Below are 26,275 nucleotides of genomic sequence, written 5' to 3' on the forward strand. Positions count from 1 at the left end.
TCCCCCAATTACCCTAACAGGCCCGCATCACGGAAATGAATAAACAATGCTTTTGGCGACATTGGCAAAGAATCCACCTGAACACTTGTTGCATGTAATAATGCATTACGAATCGCAGGTGCTACTGATAATAGCGGCGGTTCACCCAATGATTTATTACCAAAGGGGGCTGTCGATTCATCTGTTTCAACAAAATCACAATCAATATCGGGCAAATCAAGGCAGGTCGGCATTTTATAATCTAATAAATTGCCATTTAATATTTTTCCGTTCTTGGCATTTATCAACATTTCTTCTGCCAGCGCACCGGCAATACCCATACCAACACCACCTTCTACCTGGCCTCGAGCTAACAGTGGGTTGATAATTTTACCGGCATCATGGATGTTCCAGATTTTTTTTATTTCAATCCGACACATATCTAAATCGACTTCAATTTCGGTGAAGGTCGCGCCATATGCATAGGCATTGGCGGTCATTTTAGTCGACATTTCAGCGGTAATCTGGCCACCACGCTCTTTGTGATAATAAGCATCTAATGATAAATCTTGTAAGCTCAGTAGTTTTTCACCACTGGTGCGTTCAATAATATCTTTCTGATGGATATCTAATGTTTCTGCTTTTTTCTCAAGCATTAATGCCGCATGGTCAAGAATCTTTTTACGCAGTTTTTCTGCAGCACCGGCTACCGCAGGGCTGGCAACATAGGTTTGACGAGAAGCAAACGCTCCTGGGTCAAATGGTGTGCTGTCAGTATCCTGAGTAGAGACCACTCGAATCATATCAACCGATATACCTAATCGTTCTGCCGCCATTTGCGCAAAAACCGTGTCAGAACCCTGGCCTATTTCAACCGCTCCAACATGTAAATTGGCTGAGCCGTCCTGGTTCAATACCATTCTTGCACCAGCGATTTCTACACCAGCAGGATAAGTACCACTGCCGTAGGCAAAGCAGGCAACACCGACACCGCGACGAACTCGACCGGTCTGCTGCTGTAATTCTTTTCGCCGCTGATCCCAATTAAGAATGTCACGACCTTTTTGCAAACACTCAATTAAACCGCAACTATCAATTGCCTTACCAGAAAGCGGATTAATATCACCAGCAACTGCAGCATTTTTGATTCGGAAATCTACCGGGTCCATGCCAATTTTGGCTGCGGCTTGTTCCATCATATTATCAACCGCAAAAATAATTTGTGGCGAACCATAACCACGCATCGCGCCGCCGGCAGGCAGGGTCGAATAAAATGTTTTTGCGTTATAACGAAGCGCTGTCCGCGGATATAATGGTGCTAACTTACTACCGGCTGCCTTACAAATGGAATGACCATGGGAAGCATATGCACCGGTATTAGAAAGCACATCTAATGACAGTCCTTTTAAAGTGCCGTCATTATTAACACCAGCTTTAATTTTGACATCAAATGGGTGACGAACCCGAGTCGCTACCATATTTTCTTCGCGGGTCATTTCAATTCTAACCGGCAAACCACCCAGCTTTTTAGTCAGGAACGCCAGCATGGGTTCAAGCACGACATCTTGCTTATTACCAAAACCACCACCGATTGCCGGTTTAATCACCCGAATTTGGTGCAATGGCATATCGAGTGACTGGGCAACAATTCGGCGGCAAATATGGGGGATTTGGGTAGAAGAAACCACCACGATATAATCCAGATCATCCATATAGGCATAGCCAACATGGGTTTCCATATGGCAATGCTGCACCATTTGCGTAGTGTAACGGCCATTTAAAAGATGATCGGCATCGGCCAATGATTGCTCAACATTACCCAGAACATATTCATGGGCACCGCATTCATTTACTGATGTTGTACCTTTACCTGGATGAAGATCTTCTGCATCAATTTGATAAGCCTGCTCAGCCGTCAGAATCGGTGGTAACTCTTGATACTCAACTTCGATCAATTCTAATGCTTGGCGCGCAATTAAATCATTCGCTGCAACCACAATGGCAATTTCATCACCGTGATAACGAATATGATCGGTCAATAGCATGCGGTCTTCGACATCGCGGGCGCGTGGATCTAATGAATAAGCGTGGCCAGCGGTGGCGAAATCAATTTTGGGGACATCTGCGAAGGTAAATACGCCATCAACACCAGGCAGCACTTTGGCTTTCGAAACATCAATAGAAGTGACACGCCCATGGGCGATGGAACTGCGTAAATACTTAGCAATACGCATTCCGGGAAGGGTGAAATCTCCGGCGAATCTGGCGCGACCTGTAACCTTGGCAGCAGCCTCAATGCGCGGGACTGAATCTCCTACGGCCATAAAATCATAGCTCCCTTTTATTAGGGTGAATCCCAATGCTATTCCAGCAGTTACGCTTGCTAAAACATGCAGCTGATCTTCAGTGTTAGTGACTGCTTATCGACTGGTTTTTTTCATTGATTTTCAACAGGTAAATCAAACAATTTCTGATGAAAATCCAGCGTAGCCTTTCTGGAAAAAACAACTTAGAAACGATCTACAGGAATCAGTGCAAAAAACCTGCCAGAGCGACGGGGACAGATCATTAAAGGAAGGAGTAAACGAATACTTTAGTGTTCGAAAAGAAAGAAAACCTAGTCTTTGAAAGAAAAAAGAGAACTTTAATCAGCCTTATACTCAATTATAGAGCAGCTCTCTATCAAGCAGTAAAACAAGTGCTAGGTAAGTAGCTGTTTAATAATTGATTATCAGTTTGATATTACTAAAAACGACAATTTATTGTTAGGGCTTTTGGGCCAATGCAACAATATCTTTTTGCAACGTAGCTAATTGTTCTACATAATCTTCAGCAGTAGGATTTAAAGTTCTAAAACCAAAAGTTTCAGCACTAAATCTGAAATCAACCTTATCATCTATAAGAACGATTCTTTTTTTCTGCTGTTCTGTGGCGAGTTGAGCTTCACCAATAACATCGTAGATCAGATCAGTTTTTTCCCCTTCATAGAAAATTAAGTCAATTCGGTTATATACTCTTTCTACAGAAAAAATTCCTTGGCCATAAAAATATTCAATCATCTCTAACAATGAATCCTTATCATTCGCATAGCCCGCTGCTACGATATAAATTTTACAATAACTAAAAACCAATGGTTTTATCTTAATAAAAAATTGCTGATGATGCATTTTAAACAATGGACTATGAATGTACCCACATGCCTCGTTAATATAAGGCTCTCCACAATTAGCCATGGCCCTATCTCTCCATCCAGCCTCCATCCACTGCAAATCATTTGCATGTGAAGCCAAGGTTAAATCCACATCAAAAAACAAATGGTACATTGCGCTTCCTTGCCAATGTCTAAATAAAACCAATAAAAAAAGCGACTACCCATCTCTCGGTAACCGCCTTCTAACTCTAGCAATGATTATCAATAATGCATTTGCTATTTAATCGAAAGATTTACTTCTGAAACGCTAGCTTGCCATCAACATAAGTACGATAGATATTTCGATCATCGCCAATCGTCATTAATACAAACAGCTTTTCAGCTAAGGATTTAGAGTTTTCCCAGCGCAGCTGTTGCAAACTAGTCGCTGCCGGATCCATCACCACGAAATCTGCTTCTTTGCCTTGGTCGAAGTTACCTAGCTTGTCTTCCAGATACAACGAACGAGCGCCACCCAGTGTTGCATGATAAAAGCTTTCAAATGCAGAGAGCTTTTTACCTTGCAACTGACAAACCTTATACGCCTCATTCAGTGTTTGCAGCATATTGAAACTGGTGCCTGCACCAATATCAGTACCCATACCGACGCGAACATTATACTGCCAAGTTTTGTGCAGTTTGAATAAACCACTGCCCAAATACAGGTTCGACGTAGGACAGAATGCTATTGCAGCGCCCTTATCACCCATGCAGCAAAACTCATGATCTTCCAGATGCACACCGTGCGCAAACACCGAACGTTCACCGACTAACTTGTAGTGGTCATAAACATCCAGATAACCATTTTGCTCTGGGAACAATTCTTTTACCCAAGCAATTTCATTGAGGTTTTCTGATAAATGAGTATGCAAATAGGTGTCAGGATATTCTTCGCGTAATCGACCCGCTAGTTCTAGCTGCTCTGGTGTTGAGGTTGGAGCAAAACGCGGGGTAATCGCATAAAGTGCGCGGCCTTTTTTGTGCCATTTTTCAATTAACGCTTTGCTATCGCTATAACTACTTTCTGGGGTATCCAGCAAATAGTCAGGGGCATTGCGATCCATCATCACCTTGCCGGCAATCACCCGCATATTAAAGTTTTCTGCTTGCTCAAATAATGCATCGACCGATTCAGGATGCACACTACAGAAAACCAAAGCCGTGGTGGTACCGTTACGGAATAACTGATCAAGGAATAATTTTGCCATTGCAGTGGCATATTCCTTATCTCCGTATTTACGCTCGGTTGGGAAGGTATAGGTGTTCAGCCATTCCAATAATTGCTCGCCATGGGCGCCAATCATTTCCAGTTGAGGATAGTGAATATGGGCATCAATAAACCCTGGAACAATCAGCTTGCCACGATAGTCATGTACTAAAACATCGTCGGCAAGCAATAACTTACCTTGCTGATATTCGCCGGCAAATTCTATTTTGCCGTCTTTAACAATTAATAATCCATCTTCTACACTGCGAACTTGTTGGTCAATATCTTGTGGTTGATCCACTACTTTGGCGATATCGACCAAACTGCCGCGAAAGGCCTTCAAGTTACCGGCTGACTGAGCCATAACATTATGTCCTCGATCTATTTCATCACTAAGCATTAGGCTTTATAACGCAATTAGCGCGCCAGCTTTCCTAAATAACCTAGCATCTAACCGTTTGCCCGCTGCTTCAGAGCTCTATTTACCGCCATTGGCATATTAACTGTACCAACTGGCAACTCTTGTTCAATCAAGCATATATCGCATTTGCTAGTCCTTGGCACACTGCGTGAAACCGTCGATCCTTCGACTCGGTGAACTCACTTGAGGCTAGATTTAAGCCAAAAAAAATCCCGGTGATCGCTCTACTGGAGCAATATTGCCGGGATTTCCAAGTATATTGCGCAAGGATATTATCAAAATTGATCACAAGCGTCAGAACAGTTTATCAATCTAGTCAATACCACTGTCTGTTATTCGATCATTTTGGCAAAAACCATCGCTTAACATTTAAGCGCGCTTACCTGCGGCGATGGTACTTAAATAACTCAAGCGCTCAAACGCTTCTGGATTAGGTACAGCCGATTCGCTCATAATGCCGCGCATTTCATCGATAGATTGCATACCCTGCACTTCCATCCACTGTTTAATGCCAGACAAAATAGTTTGGACATGTTCAGGGCCATGTTTAATCAAACAAGAAGCCAACATCACTGAATCTGCACCAGCCAACAAATATTTAATCGCATCATCAGCGCAATACACTCCGGTCGTTGCTGCCAACGAAGTTTTTAACTTGCCATATAACACAGCAATCCAATGCAGCGGCAAAGCGATATCACCAGGATGGCTATAGGGCGGTGCTGATTTTATCTGCAAACTGTCAATGCGGAAATCTTGCATCAGCAGCCGGTTGAACATCACTAATGCATCAACACCAGTCTGGTCCAGCTGCTTTGCCATATTGCCAAAAGCACTGAAATAAGGGTCAAGCTTGAGTGCTACAGGAATATTAACCGACTGCTTCACTCGCCTGGCCGTTTCAATATAGTGGGCTTCAACTTCACGGCCGCTAATATCTAACGATGGCGGGTGATAATACAAGTGCAGCTCTAGACCATCTGCACCTGCTTGCTCCATTTGCTTGGCGTACTGTATCCATCCATCAGAAGTCACGCCATTAATGCTGCCAATAATAGGAATATTTGTCGCGTCTTTAGCCTTGCGAATTAATTCCAGGTAATGTTCAGCAGCTTCTGAATAATGGCCATGACGCGGCAGAAAACTTAAAGATTCGGCAAAGCTGTCATCTCCATATAACTGCAGCAAGTCATCAAAATCCTGCTCAGCTTGCAGCTGCTCTTCAAACAGGGAAAACAACACCAACCCACTAACACCCGCATCTTCCAGTGCTCGAATACCATCTAAAGTCATCGACAAAGGACTGGCCGAAGCCATCAGTGGGTGCGCCAGATCCAGCCCCATATAACGGCTACTCAGATCCATATCATTCTCCCTTACTTCGTAAATGTTATTTAACCGCTATTGAATCGGTTTGATCCGTTATCCGCAACTTCTTTATACACCCAAAGTAACCAGCGGTGCTGTCAATGCATCGACAGTTTAAATATGACTCACATAACACCATTCTGATAAATCAGTAAATCCATGCAAATAGCTTGCCGAAACTAGTAATCTTTAGTATTTCACTGTTTACTCGAATCAATACAAAATCGTATAGCAGCCAAAGGTAGCGGTAGAGATCCATATGCAAGGGGGAGCAAGATTCTAAAACTTATTCAAATATTCAAAGATAAACTGGAGCATTATTTAACGTCGACCTTCCCTTAACATTGCCAGTGATCTGGGCGCTTATTAAATCTACACTTCTAATAGGTTGCGGGTATTGTAGGTCAGAAAATGCCTGCCATGCTCCGCAAATATTATTCGGACAATTTTAAGTTTCTGCGGCTATGCATTAGCACTTGCCACCAACCAATCAGCTTCAGATATAATCTAAAACATCAAAGCCCAACACCAGAAACACAATTAAATTAAAGAATTAAGATAACCCGAATGTAAAATGAACACGTTAACATAGCACCCCTCTATTACTTTTAAGTGACCCACTGTCTTTTGAGAAACATGTAATTCTGCATAGCTTGTAGACTTTAAGCGTTACAATACTTCTCTTGTTTTCATTGATTGATTAAACAGTTAACTGCTAGATATTTCATTCTAAAAATTAACACCGAAGATAAAGTGCAAAGCCAAAATATCAATAAGTCATAACGCTCTGCTTCAATAAAAACAAACAACCAGGCTTACAATATGAAAAGCATTAAATGTTTTATTTCAACCATATTAATTCAAATAATTTTTTATGGAAGTGCCTACGCTGAAGAAGCTACTACTCTGAAAGAGAATCAATACTCTATTGAAACACATAAAGTAATATGCGAAGAATCATCTTATCAATTAAGTACGCAAGCTGAAGTCGATGCCTTCCCGGATGATTGCCAAATCATTACTGGAGATTTAATCATTGGCAACGATCAAGAAATTAAATCAAATATCTACAGCATATCAAGATTGAAACATTTAACATCAATAGGTAAAAGCCTTCAAATCAGAAACAATGAATCATTAACTAGCCTTTTTGGTTTGCACGGTATTACTTTTATAGGAAAAAACTTACTCATTAGTGAAAACCCACTACTCTCTCAATTCGACTGGCTTTATGCCCTTACTACTTTGGAGGGTGACCTATCTATCGATTCAAATAACAGTTTATATAATGTAAGCGGACTTTCAAAATTACAAGATATTGGAGGAAATATCAGTGTCATTAACAACGAGTCTTTACCCCAGCTGTATGGAATTAATCTAAAACCTGACAATATTGTAAATGACGAACAAAACTTGATTATTTCAGGGAATCCATCTCTCTCAGATTGCTCTAGCCTTTGCCCGGCACTCTTGAATAAATCAGAGTTAGATGGGGTGAATATTACCAGGAATAAAGCACAGTGCTCTAGCCTGAATAGCGTAGAAGAAGATTGTAGAATTGAAACACTTTGCCCAGCAAAAGACTATACATTTGAAAGACAAAGCGAAATTGATGATTTTTATGCTAAAAGCCAATGCACTCGCATCCAAGGAAACTTAATAATAGGTAGTGCCACACCTAACTTTAACGAAACTTACGACATAACGAATTTAGAGGGTCTTAATATGATATCCTCTGTCGCCAATAATCTTTCTATCATGGTTATTCATGACTTACAAACGATAGATCCTCTATCTAAGCTTATTTCGGTTGGAGGACACCTTAAAATTTCTGCTAATAAAAACCTGACGAATATCGACGGACTTTTTAATTTAAATTCGATAGGACGTTGGCTTTATATTGCTTTTAATCAATCACTTGAATCGATAGAAGGCATTTCTAATGTGACGTCAATTCATGAAGGATTAGAGATAGAGCACAATGATAAATTGGATAGTCTAGAAGGTTTTAATATAACAGAAGTGCTTTCTCCTTTTAAAGGAGATGCTTTAATTATTAATGACAATAACATGCTGAGAGATTGCTCAGCCCTCTGCCCTATTATAAATAAAAAAGATCTTAACAATATTATTTTTATCCAAAGAAATATCGGATCATGCTTCAGCAATACAGAAGTACTAGAACATTGCGCTGTTAATTATTAAACTGATTATGTTTAAATAATCGACGGCGCGCCAAAGCTGCGGTGTGTTTTTTGTTTTGACAGTTTGACGCAACGGCAATAGTAGCGCTAGGCTCAGCGCTTGTAATTTTTCTGTCCCAGAGCAGTTTGCTAATAAGCTGGTGAACGGGTGAGTTGGTGTTAAAGTTTTATACATGAACTTCACCATTAAACATACATCTTGAAACTGCAAATAAAATTACAAAGCCAAACATCCTATAGCTAATTGCCGTTTAATTTAAAAACAGACAGTTGGACTTACAATATGAAAAACATTAAATGTTTTATTCTGACCATATTAATTCAAACAATTTTTTATGGGTGCGCTTACGCCGAGGTCGTTACTACTTTGGGTGAAGTAATATGCAAAGAATCATCTTATCAATTAAGTACGCAAGCTGAAGTCGATGCCTTCCCGGATGATTGCCAAATCATTACTGGAGATTTAATCATTGGCAATGATCAAAAAATCAAATCAAATATCTACAGCATATCAAAATTGAAACATTTAACGTCAATAGGTGGAAGTCTTCAGATCAGAAACAATGAATCATTAACTCGCCTTTTTGGTTTACACGGTATTACTTTTATAGGAAAAAACTTACTCATTAGTGAAAACCCACTACTCTCTCAATTCGACTGGCTTTATGCCCTTACTACTTTGGAGGGTGACCTATCTATCGATTCAAATAACAGTTTATATAATGTAAGCGGACTTTCAAAATTACAAGATATTGGAGGAAATATCAGTGTCATTAACAATCAGTCTTTACCCCATATTTATGGAATAAATATTGCGCTCGCAGATACTATCAATTACAAACAAAATTTGATCATTTCAGGGAATCCATCTCTCTCGGATTGCTCTAGCCTTTGCCCAACTCTTTCGAATAAATCAAGCTTATTAGATGGTGCTAATATTGCTAGAAATAAAGCGCAGTGCGCTAACTTGAATAGCGTTAAAAAAGACTGTGGAGCTGAAACATTTTGCCCGGTAGGAGATTACACCTTTACAAAACAAAGCGAAATTGACGACTTTTATGCAAAAAATAAATGCACTGGCATTAAAGGCAGTTTAATTATAGGTGCTGATAATAATTTTGACGAAGCTTACGATATAACAAATTTAGAAGGTCTTAATATGATATCTTCTATCGCTAATAATCTTTATATCGTAGCTGTTCATGGATTAAGAACGATAGAACCTTTATCTAAACTAACATCGATTGGAGGAAAATTTACGCTTAATGGTAATGATAACTTAATTAATATTGACGGGTTGGCTAATCTAAAATCGATAGGACGCACAATCTATATCGGATATAATCAATCACTTGAATCAATCAAAGGAATTTCTAATGTGACGTCAATCTATGAAATGCTTCATATATCTTCCAATGACAAACTAAATAATCTAGAAGGTTTAAATATAACAAAAGTGCTTTTTCCTAGTTTTATTTATTATCCTAGTGCCGATTACCATCCTTATGAAAACAGCGTTTTAATTATTGATCACAACAACATTCTGTCAGATTGCTCTGCTCTCTGCCCTATAATAAATAAAAAAGAAACCAGCAGCCTGATTTCCATCCACGAAAATGTTGATTCATGTTTTAGCAACACAGAAGTCCTAGAGTATTGCGCCGCTAACTATTAAAACGCTTGCAACTTAATTATCAATGACATTTCAAAACATTAGCTATTGAACTCGATCACAGAATGATCAAATTGCATCTCATGTTGGCACTATAGCAATTATGTCGTGATCGAAATATATTTTTTAATAATTGAAAATTTTCTTGATTTTTGGGGCACAGTCGGCTCGCCTGATAAAATGCGCCATAGACATATTTAGGGTTTCAGAATTCAATAATTATTCTGTATTTTTAGGCGCTAGAGGTACGGAATTTAATAAACACCCTTAATGTAGGTCGTCATGAGCGAAGCGAATAGCGACTTGCCAACGAAATGTCACGCTTCGCCGAGGCTCAGGGATGACCTACGAGAAGATACAGAAAGATTATTTATTTCCACGGCCCTTATTTCAATAAACCATCAGGGTAACTTATTGCCAAATACTTGCTGCCAAATACTTGCCACCCATAATCGCACTTGGTCAATGCAAATACTCAAACACTTGCCACCCACAATCGAATTTGGTCAAGCACAAGATATTTTTATAAAAAGCAAGCCAATAAACAACCCAACCAGCTCACTCATAAATTATTTTTCATCTTGCATCGCTATTCTCTTGGGTAACAAGATTTTCTGTTACTAGCCTAATGGCATCTATACCTAATCCAGTCAGCGATATGCCAAGGCAACCTTTACGTAGATCAGAGCGGATAAAAAATAGAATGGAACAGGCAAGTACAGGCAGCCATAGATATATTTAAATAATGGCGAACGTGCGCTTCAAATCTGATATCCAGGCAGGCGAGCCGTTTGCACTCCCAGTAGATTCATCAAAGTAATTTACACAGCGAAACCAAAACTGTAGATGATGGGGTCACCTTCCGTCACACTTAACAACCCCTAGACTAGCTGACTCTAAACCAATCTACTGATGATAAAAAACATTTTTGGATGGATTGATAAAGCCGTGACTGACCGGTGTTTTGCGATGGTTATGGCTACCGCATGCTTTGGCCTTTACAAGATATAGTACAGACTGTACTAGACTCGATCTAACTAACTTAACCACTTATTCATCGGTGATTTTTGGATACTCAAGCACATCAAATGGATTTGCAGCAACCAGCAGGGATCCACCCGATCTATTGGTTTTTCTTCGATTTGGATCAAACCTTGCTGTGTATTGATAGAAAAAATTCGAAAGAAAAGCTCTCTAGAATTCAATCTCAGCATTTATCAGATAGTGAAATAGTCGATTTTTCTACTAAAAAACGAATACTTGCATTATATGCTCAAGAACTTCCTCCTATTTTACAAATATTAAACCGTAGCCCGCTAGTATCTTTTAATATATTAACTACTGCAACTTATGATTGCTCAAAGACAATCATTCCCTTCATTGAAGAGACTTACCTAAATGGCGGTGATTTTAAAGGAAAAACTATCAACCGAACACAAGTAGCATCTTTCTTAGAAGAAACCAATGACCATCACCAGAAAATAGACCTTTATTCAAAAGGCAATTATATTAAAAAACTCTTACACACTACTAACACCACCTACCAAAACCATCACGTAATATTAATTGATGATAAAATCACTCAAAGAGAATCGGCAAAAAGACATAATTTTATAGTCATTGACCCTACACAACCAGATTTTATTGATCAACTTACTAGTTTAGTATCATCAATAGCCCACCCAGACACTAGTACGTCATCAGAACCATGGCAGCCCTTGCGCAGATCAGCGCGGATAAGAAATAAATGATAGCAAAATAAGTGTCGCCTTTTTTTCAGTACGCCACCCATGATTTTAAATATATCTTGATCAAAAATTTAAATGATCGAATAACTACAAAAACTTAGCATTCAGCGCGATTGCGGCAACCATTTTCTTCTTCTCGAATGCAATTATATTAAATTGATGCCACGGCGAAAACCGGATCAGCTCCGGTTATTTAAATTACATCTGATTTTAAAGATTTTGGATTTAGACCCACTCAATAAAAACGACTATCAAGAAGGTGGTTGTTTTCCAGGCGATGGTATTTGCTGTCGCCAAGTTTCAGTTTGTTGTTTAACTCGATCACGAAACTGCTTGAGGTTCAGCGCATTACCCATTGCGTGGGCAAACTGTCGCGCACTGGCCATCACAGTGCTGCGACCGCTCATGGCAGAAGCCCACCAGCGTGCATCTGTTTTGATTTCTAATCGTTCAAAAATGGGCGGCAAACTGCTGTCCATGTGTTTCTTATCAGTGCGCGCCATGCGAGCACTGGCATCAACCAATTCCAAATAATCTTTTAATTTAAATGGCAGCAGATGAATTTTATCTTTGATATTAATGCTAGATTTGGTTTTGCTATCAACAAAAGGTTTTAATCGGGCGAAATTATAATCGTAGCGCCGCTGATTATTTGTTTTTCGGCTTTTCTTTCTACGATGATTACTGGCAGGTAATTCAGTTTCCACTCGGGCTTGAACCGAAGTGTAATTCGAACTTTCTGGCGTTTGTGCAATACCGGCACGAAGCGGGTTAAGATCGACATAAGCCATACAAGTTAGCAGGGCTTGTTGATCCAGCAATGCTTGTGCTTTAAAGCGGCCCTCCCAGAATCGACCAGTACATTGGTCTTCCGCGTTGGCCATTCGTGCCAGCGGCTCGTTAATTGAGCGCATAAACCAGCTAATGGAATATAATCGCTTGCGATAAATAGTATCAGCAGTTTCTTCAACCCATTGAATTTGCATTTGAGTCAGCATGTGAAATTTGTCAGGATCGAGATAACTCTTAACCCATGGATGCGCCTCGAACACCTTGCAATATTGCAACAACACCTGCTTGATATTCCAGTTTTTCGCGCGCTGCACATCCACAAAAACCACCAGGTGGTAGTGGTTGCTCATGACGGCGTAAGCTGCGATATCAACCGCAAACGCTTTGCTCAGTCGATCAATTCTATCGACAATCCACTGGCGGCGATGGTCGTAATTTTTACGGTGCTTTTTGAGTAGTGTTGGATCTTCTCCGCACAACCACCCTCGCCTAACACAACGCGAAATTACATGGAGAAATGGATTTTCTTTCGGATCGTATAGAATTGCTCTGGGTGATGGCATGATGTGAAAATGACAACTTTTTCAAGTGCCGCTCCTGCAAAAATCAACGGTTAACAAAGATTAAATCAATGGCAACTGAATGAGAAATCAAATGTTTTTTGACAGGTATAAATAATATCTTGGGTGGCGTTATTGTTTACAAAAGCAACGCTATCAAGTATTTTTTCTGACGCTCTATAGCATGGGTTTGCGGCTCAGCGAAGGACTGAATTTAACCATTCATGATATCGATAGTAAAACCATGCAGTTGCACATTAGAGATGGCAAAGGCGGTAAAGATCGGCTAGTACCGTTGCCTCAACGAACCCTGTTGGCACTGCGCAGCCATTGGAAAACCCATCGCCACAACACTTTGATTTTTCCTGGTTCAGGTAAAAACAATAACGTACCTATGGACAGAGGTGGCGTACAAAAAGCACTTAAAAAAGTCCTGCAAGATTGTAAAATAAATAAACTGATTAGCCCGCATTCTTTGCGGCATTGCTTTGCCACGCATTTGCTAGAGCAAGGGCTGGATTTACGATCGCTGCAAATCCTGCTCGGTCATGGCAGTTTGAATACTACTGCGAAATATACTCAGCTAACCCCCATCAAGCAAAACAATGCCGCAGCAGCCATCAACCAACTGGCCAACCATTTAAACTTGCAGTGGAGCTTACAATGAGCCAGTTAATTCAATTGTTGCGGAAGCATCGTGATTCATTTGAAACGCAATATCGTCACCAGCTCAATAAAGATCAGCGCAATGCGATTCATGCCCTGCTTAATTGCCGAGTGTCTTCACCGGTCAATTCGAGTTGGGCTTGTACCCGCTGCTCGTATGAAGACAGCCTGCCGATGTCCTGCGGCCATCGGCACTGCCCACAATGTCAGCAACAAACCACATCTGATTGGCTGGCGCGACAGCAAAAAAAACTGCTGCCCGTGCATTACTTTATGGTGACCTTTACCTTGCCATTTGAACTCCGATGTTTAGCGAAAACCCATCCTAAAGCACTTTATAAAATTATGTTCACGGTGAGCGCGTCTATTCTCAAAAACTTTGGCCAAAGCAAAAAGCTTGGCGATATCGGCTTTACAACGGTATTGCATACCCATAGCAGGCAAAGGAATTTACACCCGCACTTACATATTATTGTGGCGGCGGGTGGATTTAATACTAAAACCAAGCAATGGAAAAAAGGCAACCAAAAATACTTATTTAATGCCTTTGCTTTAGCAAAAGTCTGGAAAGCTCGGATGCTGCAAGCAATACATGCGCATCAATCATTATGGTTACCTGATTATCTGCCAGAAAAATGGGTGGTCGATTGTCGCAAAGTCGGTTTTGGTCTGCCCGCATTAAAATACTTGTCTCGTTATTTATATCGAGGCGTATTACCCGACAAGGACATTATTAAAACCACCGACACTCAGGTCACGTTTAAATATCAAGATAGCCAGAGTAAAACAAAGAAAACCAGAAGCTTACCGATACTCGAATTCTTATGGTTGATTATGCAACATGTTCTGCCAAAAGGATTACAACGGGTGCGGGACTATGGTTTTTTACGCGGAAACGCCAAAAAGCTGCGTTATAGAATATTACTGGTACTCAGCACGCTATTGGATTACATCATCCCCAAAAAAATACCAGAGAAAACCAAGCCCCGCCGTATTTGCCCTTGCTGTAAAGAAGAAATGCGCTGCCTGGGCGTGGTACGACCGGTCTAGCCGAAAGGCAAAAACAATAAGGATAATGGCGTAATTATTGAGCAGGAGGGCCGTTACAAAAAGACCTAAAAAATGCACTCTCAAAAATGCTGATTCCAGCGTTTATAGCTTTGCTCGCCCTGCATTTAGCGGCAGGGCGTGACCTACTTAGTTGAAATATCTGTAATTTACTATAGAGAGTGCCACCCGGGCTTGTTCAACACCCGGATAAGGTGTCGGCTGCGCGACACCTATCCTTATTTGTTAGGTTTATTTACCTGCTTTTTTAGCAGCTTCTTCAATCCAATCACCTAGATTATTATAACCATCATTCAAGTTCCAATCGTAGGTTTTATAAATTGCTGAAGCTTTATAACTTTTTCCATCAGTACATTTGACTAGATGCCCATCTAATGGGTTTTTACCTTTTTTACTAACCCCTTTACCTAGGCCGTTTATGTTGTGTATATGTATACCTACTAATCCATTTCCTCGCTCGATACTTTTTTCGATTTCGTAGTTAACCCAAGGACGTTCAGATGTTTCGGAACCGATTAAAACGACAGTTACGCTAGTGTTTTCAAACTGTTTATTAATCCATCTCTTTATAGCTAAGTCAGTATCTTTTTGGACTTCCTCCCAATCAGCAGCATCCCAAAATCCTGCGTCGTCTTTACTTTTTTTAGTTAACCATGAATTTCTAACGATCCCAATTCGATTGATATCACCTGTATAGTGAAAACTGAAAAATGCTCTTCTAGCCATTAAATCTACTCCTTTATTTTGTTAACTCTCTAATGAATTTTAATAATACCGGAATTTTTTCCGCTAATGTTGTGTTTGGATCGGCTAGTTTTTCTAGATAAGGTTTAGCCATTAATGGGTCAGAATAATATTGTTCTATTGATGCAATAATAATCTCATATATTGCTTTAGACGCATACCCAGTGCAGGCTATGGGTATAGCTATATTTCCTAACGATACTGAAATTTCAAACTCTCTAATTACACCGTTTGCATCTACAACTTCATCGTTGAGGTTTTTATTTCCAAATAAAAACAATGAAATACCACTTAACGATATCATTTGATTTCTATATTCCTCCCAAAGTTCAGGTAACTTTTTGCTACCAGACTCAAATTGAGGAAAAGGTCTTAACACTAACTGTGATTCAGAATATTTCAACGGATTATTGTATATAGCTTCAAGTGCACCATTGATGACAGAACTACCTACTCCCCAACCAAATCCATTTACGATCCTAAAGTTTTTTTCGACTATTTTTTTAGATACTTCATGAATAAATCCTACTGATTCGACTCTTGAGTAAGGGTCATAAATTTCTGCGCTCCCAGATATGAATATTGTTCGTTTTTTGTAACGAGTTTCTATTTCACGCAAAATAGAAGTTATATGCGCATAGTCATCAACGAGAAGAGTTTTAATTCCATATCTTTTAAGATCGTTAATTACTAACTCTTGTTTTCTAGAGTTATAATCATAAGAAGCTTGATCAGGGTTTAAGGAATCACCAAGTACATGTTTTTTCACAATGCAATAATGCAATCGTTTATCTTCTTTAAACCTAAAGTTAAGTCGACTTAATACATAATCCAAATTAGGGTCTGTAAAGCTAAACCCAAGAAAAAGGAATGTTTTAGTAATCAGCTCTCCTGTAAGTGCATTAATAAATGGCTCGTGAGTTTGATGGTAACTTTCATATTGTTCTTTCGTAATAATTGCATCTGATGGGTGCGAAACATCCCCATGCATTTTATAAATGACAACGTCTCTTTTAGGTTTATTTGAAAGAAGCTGCTTATTGTTATATTTAATATCAGGAACTTTTCCCTGCTTCAAGAATGACTTCTCTATGATTTCATCATAGTTTGTCGTCCAAACTGATGAGATAGGTAATCTAGCAATAATACGATGATTTTCACCCTCGGCTGTATCCTCAGTAAACTCTTCAAGAATTTTCCTACTAATTTTGGAGCGTGTTCTGTTTTCATTTACGTGAAACTGTGCCAAGGAAACTAAATCTGATTCAACTTTCACATCAAGACCAAGGTCTTGAGCAATTTCTTCCATCAAATCGGTCCAGTTTACAAAACCTAAAGGAATGGATAAGCCAGCCCCAGCAAATATAGATGCAGACCCTTCATGTAGGTCCTTCACATAATCTTTAATAAATACTTCAATTTCGTTATTGAATGTCATGAAATTGATTCTCCCTGAATACTTGGATAGAGTGCGCATAATGCATGGATAAACCTAACAGCGACCTATACCGCATTTTTGCCGCATAGTCTTATATAAATATGAAAGACAAATTCCGCTTTAGCTCGCCGCTAGGCCTTTACTCTGGTGGCTTGCTTGCCTTTTCATGGCTTGTTGGCGACGATATATTTTGATTCCGTGTATGTCAATTGATTGAACTATCGACAAAATGCCGCTGAACAGAGGGTTTTTGAAAAAGCACCTCAACTCATTGAAATAAAATGGTTGTTTTGCAGTTTACTCAATCGACATATACGGTTAACTTTTGTTGAGTTTGATAGCCACCAACACTGTATCTAGACGCAGTTTACCAACACCCATTAACCACAGGCCAACGAAACATTTTAGCGATTGCTTATTTGCTTCGAAGGGAATCTGAATCGATATTCCAAGGAAGTCGATCGTTGGTCGAAGGGCTGATTTCCAGTCTTTTGGGAGCTCTGTCAGTAACAGGTTCAACTAACAAATTCAATCAGCCACAAGGGTTGCGACCGTTACTTTCCCGCTTTTGGTCATTTATATCAGGCTGCAACTGCTCTGTTGTACGCACCGGACTCAACATCACTAAATAACCCGTTTTTTTCGGCCAATAGCAAAGGGGGGGGGAATCACACTTTCTGCATTTTTATTGACTTATAAACGCCAAGCTTCCCAGCAGCGAATCAGATATGTTTAATTTTATTTAAGTAGAACGATTTTCTTCGGAAAAAAAGGCCGCTTTCGCGGCCTTTCAAGGTTTATTTTCTAGTTAGCATTAAGTAATCAAGTCACCGTCGCCAGTTTCTCCGGTACAAAATCTAGCGAGTTATGTACCGCCATTTCTTCGTATACGCCCCACTTACGTTGAATCAGATTCTGTGCTTCTTGCAGCAGACCTTCTGCTTCTTTTGGTGCAGCGCGAGTGAGCAAGCGATAACGCATTTCACCATTGATATATTCCTTAAGCGGCACACTAGGTCGCAGGGAATCAAGGCGGAAGGCATTTAACCCTTGGTCACGCAGTGAAGGGTTATAGCGGAATAACGGCCAATGGCCACATTCTACTGCTAGCTTTTGCTGACGCATTCCCTGGCGCATATCGATACCGTGGGCAATACAGTGACTGTACGCCAAAATAATCGACGGCCCCGGGTAAGCTTCTGCTTCACGAATTGCTTGCAAGGATTGCTGCGGGTTGGCACCCATTGCAATGCGCGCTACATAGACGTTTCCGTAAGCAATCGCCTGCAGTGCCATGTCTTTCTTGGCGGAACGTTTACCACCACTGGCAAACTTAGCAACCGCCGCTAAAGGCGTAGATTTAGAAGCCTGACCCCCTGTGTTGGAATACACTTCGGTGTCCATTACCAGCACATTGACGTTTTTGCCACTGGCCAATACATGATCTAAACCGCCTGAGCCAATATCGTAAGCCCAGCCATCACCACCGACAATCCATAATACTCGTTTAATTAATCGATCCGATAAATCGAGTAGTTCACGGGCTTTAGGATCGTCAATATCGACTAATAAAGTATTTAACTGTTCGAGTCGATCTCGTTGCATTGCCAGCTCGACTTCTGTTTGCTGCAAGCAACCTAATAAACCATCAACCAATTCAGCCGGTAGCTTTTCACGCAACTGGCTGAGCAGGTTAGAAGCCATTTCCATTTGCTTATCAATTGATAAACGGAAACCAAAACCGAATTCAGCGTTATCTTCAAATAATGAGTTAGCCCATGCCGGGCCACGACCCTGCGCATTTTTCGCCCAAGGGGTTGTTGGCAGGTTGCCACCATAAATTGAAGAACAACCGGTGGCATTAGCAATCATTAACCGGTCGCCAAACAGTTGGGAGATTAACTTCAGATAAGGGGTTTCACCACAACCGGAGCAGGCACCTGAGAACTCAAATAAAGGCTCAAGATACTGGGCACCACGAATGGTTGAGAAATCAACATCACTACGTGAGGTTTGCGGTAAAAATTCAAAATGATCGAGATTGGCTTTTTCTGTTTCCAGAATTGGCTGCTTCTCCACCATATTAATCGCACGGCCACCGCTCTTTTTCGGATCTTGAACCGGACAAGCTTCAACACATAAGCCACAACCGGTGCAGTCTTCCACATAAACTTGTAAGCGATAACGAGTTTCTGGGAAACCACGTGCAGTAATTGGCGCGGTGACAAATTCTGCCGGTGCAGTGGCTAAATAATCCTTATGGAAATATTTGGCGCGAATCGTCGCATGCGGGCAAACCACCGAGCAGTTACCACATTGAATACACAGATCGGGCTCCCAACCGGGTACTTCACGGGAAATATTACGCTTTTCCCATTGGGTGGTGCCTGTTGGCCAAGTGCCATCCACTGGAATTTCACTGACCGGAATTAAATCACCTTCACCGGCCATTAATTTGGCAGTGACTGATTGAACAAATTCAGGTGCTTTAGCCAGTCGCTGGGCTTGCTCGGAATTATCTGCCTCAGCGAGATTAACCTGGCCAATCTCAACCTGGTCTAAATGCGCTAGGGTTTGATCGACTGCAGCAAAGTTACGCTCAACTACTTGCTTGCCCTTGCTGGCATAGGTTTTCTCGATCGCTTTTTTGATTTCGGCAATCGCTTCATCGCGCGGCAATACACCCGACAAAGCAAAGAAACAGGTTTGCATAATGGTATTAATGCGTGAACCCATTCCAGAATTTTTTGCCACTTTATAAGCATCAATGACATGGAAGGATAATTTTTGATCAACAATAGTTTGCTGGATAATTTTTGGCAGTTTTTGCCAAATTTTATCTGCCGGCCATTGGCTGTTTAATAAGAAGCTGCCGCCGCTTTCAATATTGCGCAGAATATTACCCTGCTCAAGGAACGTATCCTTGTGGCAAGCAATAAAGCTGGCGGTTTGAATTAGGTAAGGTGCTTCAATTGGGTGGTTACCAAAACGCAGGTGCGAAACGGTTTGTGAACCGGATTTTTTCGAGTCGTAAACAAAATACGCCTGGGCGTGGTGGCTATCCATACTACCAATAATTTTGACTGAGTTTTTATTGGCACCGACCGTGCCGTCTGAACCCAGGCCATAAAACATAGCGCGAACGCTTTGTGGATCTTCGGTAATAAAGCGGTCGTCATAATCGATACTGGTATGGCAAACATCGTCAATAATACCGACGGTAAAGCGTTTCTTTGGCTTGCTTTCAGTCAGGTGAGCAAAAATACCTCTGACCATCGCCGGGGTGAATTCCTTGCTGGATAAACCATATCTGCCGCCGATAATTTTTGGCAAATAGTCTAAGTCACCATCGCTATAGGCTTCGGTAATGCAAGTTAAAACATCTTGGAATAATGGCTCGCCAGTCGCGCCTGGCTCACGAGTACGGTCCAACACGGCAATCGATTTAACCGTTTTTGGCAGTACTTCAAGCAAGTGCTCCATCGAGAAAGGACGGAACAGGCGAACCTGCAGCATACCGACTTTTTCTGAGCTATCGGTTTGCTTTAAATATTCAACCGTTTCATGAACCACCGAAGCGCCAGAACCCATAATTACAATAACGCGATCTGCGTCTTCAGCGCCGTAATAATCAAATGGCTTGTAATGTCGGCCAGTTAATTCACCCAATTGTTGCATTGCGTCAGCAACAATTTTCGGTGTTTTTTGGTAATAAATGCCTGAAGCTTCACGGGCTTGGAAATAAACATCTGGGTTTTGTGCTGTTCCGCGAATCACCGGGTTTTCTGGATTCAAAGCACGATTTCTGTGCTCAGTTACCCGGTCAAAATTAACCATTTCCCGCACAACTTGGTCGTCAATCATTTCGACCTTGTTGTATTCATGGGAGGTTCTAAAACCATCAAAGAAATGGATAAAAGGAATGCGTGATTCTAGGGTGGCAACGTGCGCCACCAGCGCCATATCCATTGACTCTTGAACCGATGCCGAAGCTAACATGGCATAACCGGTACTTCTGGCCGCCATTACATCTTGGTGGTCACCAAAAATCGACAAGCCCTGCGTGGCCAATGCACGCGCTGCAACATGGATAACCGACGGCGTTAATTCACCGGCAATTTTATACATATTAGGCAGCATCAGCATTAAACCTTGCGATGCAGTAAATGTGGTGGTTAATGAACCGGTTTGCAGTGCGCCATGCACCGTACCTGCAGCACCACCTTCACTTTGCATTTCTGCAATTAAAGGAATAGTGCCCCACAGGTTTGGCTTGTGCTCGCAGGACCATTGGTCTGCCAGCTCCGCCATGGTTGAAGATGGGGTGATTGGATAAATTGCACACACTTCGCTCAATTTATAAGCGATATAGGCTGCGGCTTCGTTACCATCAATAATCGACATTTTTTTGTCTGATGGATTGAATACTTTTTCAGAGCTGCTCATGAGCGCACCTCCTGAGTTTGAACTGCATTTTCTGTCGATGGCTCAGCATTTAGCTTTTCAACACCGACCATTTCAATTGCATGGCATGGGCATTGGTCATAACAAGCAGAACAGCCGGTGCAACGCTGATAATCGATTTTATAACCATTACCCTTACCGAGCTTTTGAATGGCACCTTCTGGGCAGCTGCCGTAACAGCCATCGCATTCAAAGCAGTTTCCGCAGGAATAACAGCGTGCCGATTCAAATAATGCTTGCTCGGCAGTTAAACCGCCAACCACTTCAGAAAAGTCATTACGCTGTTCTGGGGTTAAAGCCGGTTGCTGCTGTTGCGGTGCTAGGGTGCGATACCATAAATGTAATTTTTCATGGCCAATGACCGGGTTTTTCGCAGGCTTTTCAAATGTGGTGTTATTTAACCAGGCCGTAATATGATTGGCTGCTTTGCGGCCATGGCCGACTGCAATGGTTGCCGTTCTGTCTGATGGCACCATATCGCCACCGGCAAAAACACCGCCGTGGCCAGTCATCATGTTTTCTGCCACTTGAACTGTGCCATCGCGGTTCAATTCAATGCCATCGACATTCGCCAACAACTGACTTTCGATATTCTGACCCAACGCCATAATTAATGTATCGGCTTGCAGGGTTTCCATACGCCCGGTTGGTTTGGGTCGGCCATCTTCACCGATTTCCATTTCCTCAACCTGAATATCATCGCCTTCAATTTGCTGAATGGTCCGCAGCCAATGGATTTTCACCCCTTCAGCTAACGCCTCTTCGGCTTCAAAATCATGCGCAGGCATATGCTCACGGTCACGACGATAGATGATCATTACTTCATCTACATCCATCCGCTTCGCTGTTCTGGCAGCGTCCATTGCAGTGTTACCACCACCGTAAACCGCCACTCTTCGGCCCATTTTTGGCTGCTGGCCGGTACCAACATCATGTAAAAAATTAACCGCATCTAACATGGTGCCCGCTTCACGGGCAGGAATATCAGTGCGTTTGCCGATGTGCGCGCCAATGGCAATAAATGCCACATCGAAGCCACCTTCAGCTTTTTCTTTGGCTAAATCTTCAACCTTATGATTGAGCGTGATTGTAACGCCAATGTTTTCTAATCGGTCCACTTCCGCCTGTAGAATATCTCGCGGTAATCGATAAGCCGGAATACCAAAATGCAACATTCCGCCAGCCACCGGACCCGCTTCTCGAATTTCTACCTGATGACCTGCCAAACGCAAATGATAGGCCGCTGACAAACCACATGGCCCAGCACCAACCACCAAAACTTTTTTACCGGTTTCGATTGCTGGCGGCTCAAACTGCCAATTTTGTTCAATTGCTAAGTCGCCTAAAAAGCGCTCAATACCGTGAATGCGAACACTTTGACTGGCATCGCCTTCTACATCGACGCGGTTACAGCCACCTTCACACGGGTGATAACACACCCGACCAAAAACCGATGGCATGGGGCTAGTTTCGCAAAAAGCCTGCCACGCTGCTCGAAAATCACCTTCCTGGGCATACAACATTACTTTTTGAATATTATTACCAGCGGGACACGCCTGGTTACATGGAGGTAAGGAGTTTTGATAAATAGGTTTGCGGCTCCGGGTTGCACCGGTGCCTGTATGCTGAACTGGCTCGGGCAAACGAGCCATATCCTTAATCGTCATGATACGTACCTGCTGATTCCGGGTCGTGAACAACCCTGGAGCTCAGGCCCCGTCTCTGGGCATCCTGCCCGCCTTGCACAGTGCATCTTAAAATACTTTCAAGATGCTGCTGGGGCTGCGAAATTCCACGCCGGCGTACATGCCATTCGCCTGGAAAATCGGCTCAAAAAGTTTTGCACCCGGCTACACTGCCAAAGTCTCGATTTGGAACCTGTAGCACTGAGATGCCGTTAACTACATTACTAACTACACGATCATTTAAATCTGAAGATTCATCAGCCACTCAACTTCTATCAATCTGAGAAGCGAAAAGATGAACAACCAGAGTCAATTCTCATGAACACCTTCAACATAGAACATCAACCAACCCGTTTTCCCAATATAAATCAATAAAGTGGGGGTTTTTATAAGTTGACATTCAGTTTCAAAATGAAATTCATAAAATCTCATATAAAATCAATCAAATAGCTCGCTGATAACACAAATATCAAACTAAGCAATTTAATCACTATCGAACAGAGATGAGAGCAAATTCTGTGCCTGTTTGTAATTGAAATGAGATTAAACTGAATAAAAAATGCAATTGAGAATTAATCGTAATTAACTCATCCAAGATTAAATTGGTCTGATCATCTTCAGTTGTGCGGTTTTAATCTGCATCAACAAAACGACAGCATCAAAGCTGCATTTTTTGACAAGTGATTAGTTTTTCAACAGCAGGGTTGTCTATTCTCTGGTTTGGAAAGAATCAATGGCTATACTTGCTCCATCACTCAAATGGATTTGAAAGATGTGGCATATTTTCTTTGATTTGGACCTGACCTTAATTGTGCGAAAAGATATTGCACAAGCGCTATCCGAAGCACAAAGAAAACACCTGTCACCACAAACAAGTAATCTTACCGCAGGCTTTGCCCGGGGTGACAAGGAAGGTGATGTGGTCTTCAGCCCACTATATCAAGATCTACACCAACAGCTTTTTCTCGCCTTGGCTGACTCTAATAGCAACTTTCACTTTGTCACTGCAGGATCTTATCTAGAAATACCTACCCGTTTTGCATTAAAGGCTTTTTTTTCTAATGGCAACGGACTTGTACGCCGTTCAATCGAAAATGCGCCTTTTATAAACCGCGCCGCGCTCGATAAACTGATTGGAAACGATTTGGATAGTTATGACAAAAAAAGTGAAGATTTTGAACAGATATTAATTCCAGCTCTTGCATCAGCAAAAACTGATTATATGAAGCGTGTTTTTATGGAACAATCTATCGATAATTGTCAGAAAATGATTCTTGTTGATGATAGCGAATGCAATCGGTTTTATGCATCTCATTATAACTTTCAGATTATTGACCCAACAAAAACGAACTATGGAATTATTTTAAGGACATTAACCAATGCAATTTCGTCCGACGGGGAATTTTATAGCTTTCATAACCACGATACTAATAAACAACCCCCTGTTGCCGCCCTTGGAAATTAAGCAAGCAACAGGCTGTAACTAATAGGTAATTTCACTATATGTGGCTAATTTTTTTTGATCTTGACCAAACGCTTTTTTATCTAAAAGATCACCCAGTATTTTTATCTGAATCACAACTATCTAACACTAACACTGCACCTTGCTATAGCATCCCAAATCAAAATACAGGCGATGGTCAGCCAGAAATGCTTTTGCTACAACCAATTTACTGGTCTCTACATAAAGAATTTTTTAATCTCCTTTATGAAAATAAAGATAACTGCAGTATTTTTTTTATTACAGCTGGTAGCTACTACGCACAATCTCTCAAACCCACTTTAGCCAACATGCTCACAGACAACTCAGAAGAAAAAAAAGATTTCATAGAGCACTCAACCTTCATCAATGCCTCTATCTTAATGCGATACTTTCCTCAAAATCTCGATTGGTCAGATAGAAACGCCTATCTTAAGGCTTTTTCCGATGCAAAAGCACAGCAAATGGAATCAAGTCATTTACGATTGCAGACTAAAAAATTAATACCTGCTCACAATGTGATTTTGGTTGATGACAGCGTTATAAATAGAAGCACTGCTTCAATGTATGGTTATCAGGTGATTGATCCAACTAGGGAGGACTACAAAATGGTACTACAAACATTAATCCACTGTATTAATTCTAATTCAATATTTAGCAACCCTCATAATCGATGAAGAAACCATACTGGGAGCATGCTAAGCAACACCGCTATTGTTTTTTCTTGACACTCTTACTACAAACACTATTTGTTTCAGCTAACACTAAATAGTTGCTATTTTAATAGCCATCATTCAAACGGATTTGAAAGCATGTTGAATATTTTCTTTGATTTAGATCTGACGTTGATTATTAGGCGGGACATTGATCAAGTGCTATCAGGGGTGCAGCTGGACTATCTATCATCACAAACCAGCAATCTCACCGTAAATGGTAGCCAGAGTTTTAATGGTGTTGATATTGTCTTTAGCCCGCTTTATCAGCAGCTTCACCAGCAATTATTTCTAAATTTAGTTTTAGCCGGTAGTCGCGCTCGCTTTCACTTTATCACCGCCGGATCTTATGAGCAATCACCGACTTGTCTCGCATTGAACACTTTTTTTTCTAACAGCGATAGGCGTGTACAGCGAGCAATTAACTCTTCAGATTTTATAAATCGTAGTTTTCTTGATGGCCTGATTGGCAGAAAACTGGATGATTTCGAAGGAGACCCTGAGGAACGCAATGATAAATTAGTAGAAGCTCTCGCAGTAGCAAAAGCAGATTATATAGAACGTGTTTTAATGTCTCAATCTGTTAAAACTCGCAACAATATGATTCTTATCGATGACAGCGAAGCTAACAGAGAAATTGCTGTTAAGCGCGGTTTCCAAGTCATTAATCCTACAGACGACACTTACCCAATTATTATAAGAACTTTGGCTAGTGCAATTTCAGGTGATTATTCCTTTTACAGTTTCCATAACCATGAAATAAAAAAAGAAATATTATTTTACAATCAAGAAGCTGACATCTACACGTAATTACTAGATTGGACATACTCTCTATGTGGCACTTTTTTATTGATCTTGATTCAACATTATTTTGTC

General features: G+C 41.1%; 16 protein-coding genes and 1 pseudogene. 8 read left to right on the top strand and 9 right to left on the bottom strand.

Features of this window, described 5'->3' with window-relative positions:
• Positions 1-8 precede the first annotated feature (8 nt).
• From xdhA to DC094_RS01355, 4 genes are all read right to left on the bottom strand, one after another.
• Positions 9-2,303, bottom strand: coding sequence for a xanthine dehydrogenase subunit XdhA (gene xdhA / locus DC094_RS01340; protein WP_116685288.1), 2,295 nt, complete (start codon positions 2,301-2,303; stop codon positions 9-11).
• A gap of 441 nt (positions 2,304-2,744) precedes the next feature.
• The gene (locus DC094_RS01345; RefSeq protein WP_116685289.1) at positions 2,745-3,302 is read right to left on the bottom strand and encodes a hypothetical protein; all 558 of its coding nucleotides are present in this window, start codon (positions 3,300-3,302) and stop codon (positions 2,745-2,747) included.
• A gap of 121 nt (positions 3,303-3,423) precedes the next feature.
• Positions 3,424-4,740 carry a guanine deaminase gene (gene guaD / locus DC094_RS01350; protein WP_133245430.1) on the bottom strand — a complete coding sequence of 439 codons (1,317 nt, stop codon included), beginning with the start codon at positions 4,738-4,740 and terminating at the stop codon, positions 3,424-3,426.
• 426 nt (positions 4,741-5,166) lie between these two features.
• On the bottom strand, positions 5,167-6,162 hold the full coding sequence (locus DC094_RS01355) for a dihydroorotate dehydrogenase-like protein (RefSeq protein WP_116685291.1): 996 nt from the start codon (positions 6,160-6,162) through the stop codon (positions 5,167-5,169).
• An 825-nt stretch (positions 6,163-6,987) separates the two neighbouring features.
• On the opposite strand from DC094_RS01355, the gene DC094_RS01360 reads away from it, so the two are divergent.
• The 3 genes from DC094_RS01360 (at position 6,988) to DC094_RS01375 (ending at position 11,792) form a co-directional block, all read left to right on the top strand.
• Positions 6,988-8,370: a hypothetical protein gene (locus DC094_RS01360; protein ID WP_116685292.1), complete on the top strand. Its 1,383-nt coding sequence runs from the start codon at positions 6,988-6,990 to the stop codon at positions 8,368-8,370.
• A 282-nt stretch (positions 8,371-8,652) separates the two neighbouring features.
• The gene (locus tag DC094_RS01370; RefSeq protein ID WP_116685294.1) at positions 8,653-10,044 is read left to right on the top strand and encodes a hypothetical protein; all 1,392 of its coding nucleotides are present in this window, start codon (positions 8,653-8,655) and stop codon (positions 10,042-10,044) included.
• A 1,064-nt stretch (positions 10,045-11,108) separates the two neighbouring features.
• The gene (locus tag DC094_RS01375) at positions 11,109-11,792 is read left to right on the top strand and encodes a hypothetical protein (RefSeq protein ID WP_133245431.1); all 684 of its coding nucleotides are present in this window, start codon (positions 11,109-11,111) and stop codon (positions 11,790-11,792) included.
• 248 nt (positions 11,793-12,040) lie between these two features.
• Here DC094_RS01375 and DC094_RS01380 read toward each other — a convergent pair whose 3' ends face one another.
• Positions 12,041-13,144, bottom strand: coding sequence for a transposase (locus tag DC094_RS01380; RefSeq protein WP_133245432.1), 1,104 nt, complete (start codon positions 13,142-13,144; stop codon positions 12,041-12,043).
• Positions 13,145-13,298: 154 nt separating this feature from the next.
• Between DC094_RS01380 and DC094_RS01385 the strand changes: the two are divergent.
• Both DC094_RS01385 and DC094_RS01390 read left to right on the top strand, forming a co-directional pair.
• Positions 13,299-13,808, top strand: a pseudogene (locus DC094_RS01385) (tyrosine-type recombinase/integrase); the annotation flags it as partial.
• On the top strand, positions 13,805-14,857 hold the full coding sequence (locus DC094_RS01390) for an IS91 family transposase (RefSeq protein ID WP_116685298.1): 1,053 nt from the start codon (positions 13,805-13,807) through the stop codon (positions 14,855-14,857). The pseudogene DC094_RS01385 and the gene DC094_RS01390, both read left to right, overlap by 4 nt.
• Positions 14,858-15,106: 249 nt before the next feature.
• Here the strand turns inward: DC094_RS01390 and DC094_RS01395 are convergent, their stop codons facing one another.
• From DC094_RS01395 to DC094_RS01410, 4 genes are all read right to left on the bottom strand, one after another.
• Positions 15,107-15,601 (bottom strand): TIR domain-containing protein, encoded by a 495-nt coding sequence (locus DC094_RS01395; RefSeq protein ID WP_116685299.1) that lies wholly within the window; start codon positions 15,599-15,601, stop codon positions 15,107-15,109.
• Between the two features lie 13 nt (positions 15,602-15,614).
• Complete coding sequence (locus DC094_RS01400; RefSeq protein ID WP_116685300.1) at positions 15,615-17,057, bottom strand: SIR2 family protein; 1,443 nt, start codon at positions 17,055-17,057, stop codon at positions 15,615-15,617.
• An 822-nt stretch (positions 17,058-17,879) separates the two neighbouring features.
• Positions 17,880-21,503 (bottom strand): pyruvate:ferredoxin (flavodoxin) oxidoreductase, encoded by a 3,624-nt coding sequence (gene nifJ / locus DC094_RS01405; RefSeq protein WP_206605546.1) that lies wholly within the window; start codon positions 21,501-21,503, stop codon positions 17,880-17,882.
• Positions 21,500-23,188 (bottom strand): NAD(P)-binding protein, encoded by a 1,689-nt coding sequence (locus tag DC094_RS01410; protein ID WP_116685301.1) that lies wholly within the window; start codon positions 23,186-23,188, stop codon positions 21,500-21,502. Before DC094_RS01410 ends, nifJ begins: the two co-directional genes overlap by 4 nt.
• A 790-nt stretch (positions 23,189-23,978) precedes the next feature.
• On the opposite strand from DC094_RS01410, the gene DC094_RS01415 reads away from it, so the two are divergent.
• From DC094_RS01415 to DC094_RS01425, 3 genes are all read left to right on the top strand, one after another.
• Positions 23,979-24,671, top strand: a complete 693-nt coding sequence (locus DC094_RS01415; protein WP_116685302.1) for a hypothetical protein — start codon at positions 23,979-23,981, stop codon at positions 24,669-24,671.
• Positions 24,672-24,709: 38 nt separating this feature from the next.
• The gene (locus DC094_RS01420; protein WP_116685303.1) at positions 24,710-25,363 is read left to right on the top strand and encodes a hypothetical protein; all 654 of its coding nucleotides are present in this window, start codon (positions 24,710-24,712) and stop codon (positions 25,361-25,363) included.
• A 135-nt stretch (positions 25,364-25,498) separates the two neighbouring features.
• Positions 25,499-26,209 carry a hypothetical protein gene (locus DC094_RS01425; RefSeq protein WP_116685304.1) on the top strand — a complete coding sequence of 237 codons (711 nt, stop codon included), beginning with the start codon at positions 25,499-25,501 and terminating at the stop codon, positions 26,207-26,209.
• Positions 26,210-26,275 lie beyond the last annotated feature (66 nt).

It is taken from the genome of Pelagibaculum spongiae (assembly GCF_003097315.1).
Lineage (GTDB): Bacteria > Pseudomonadota > Gammaproteobacteria > Enterobacterales > Pelagibaculaceae > Pelagibaculum > Pelagibaculum spongiae.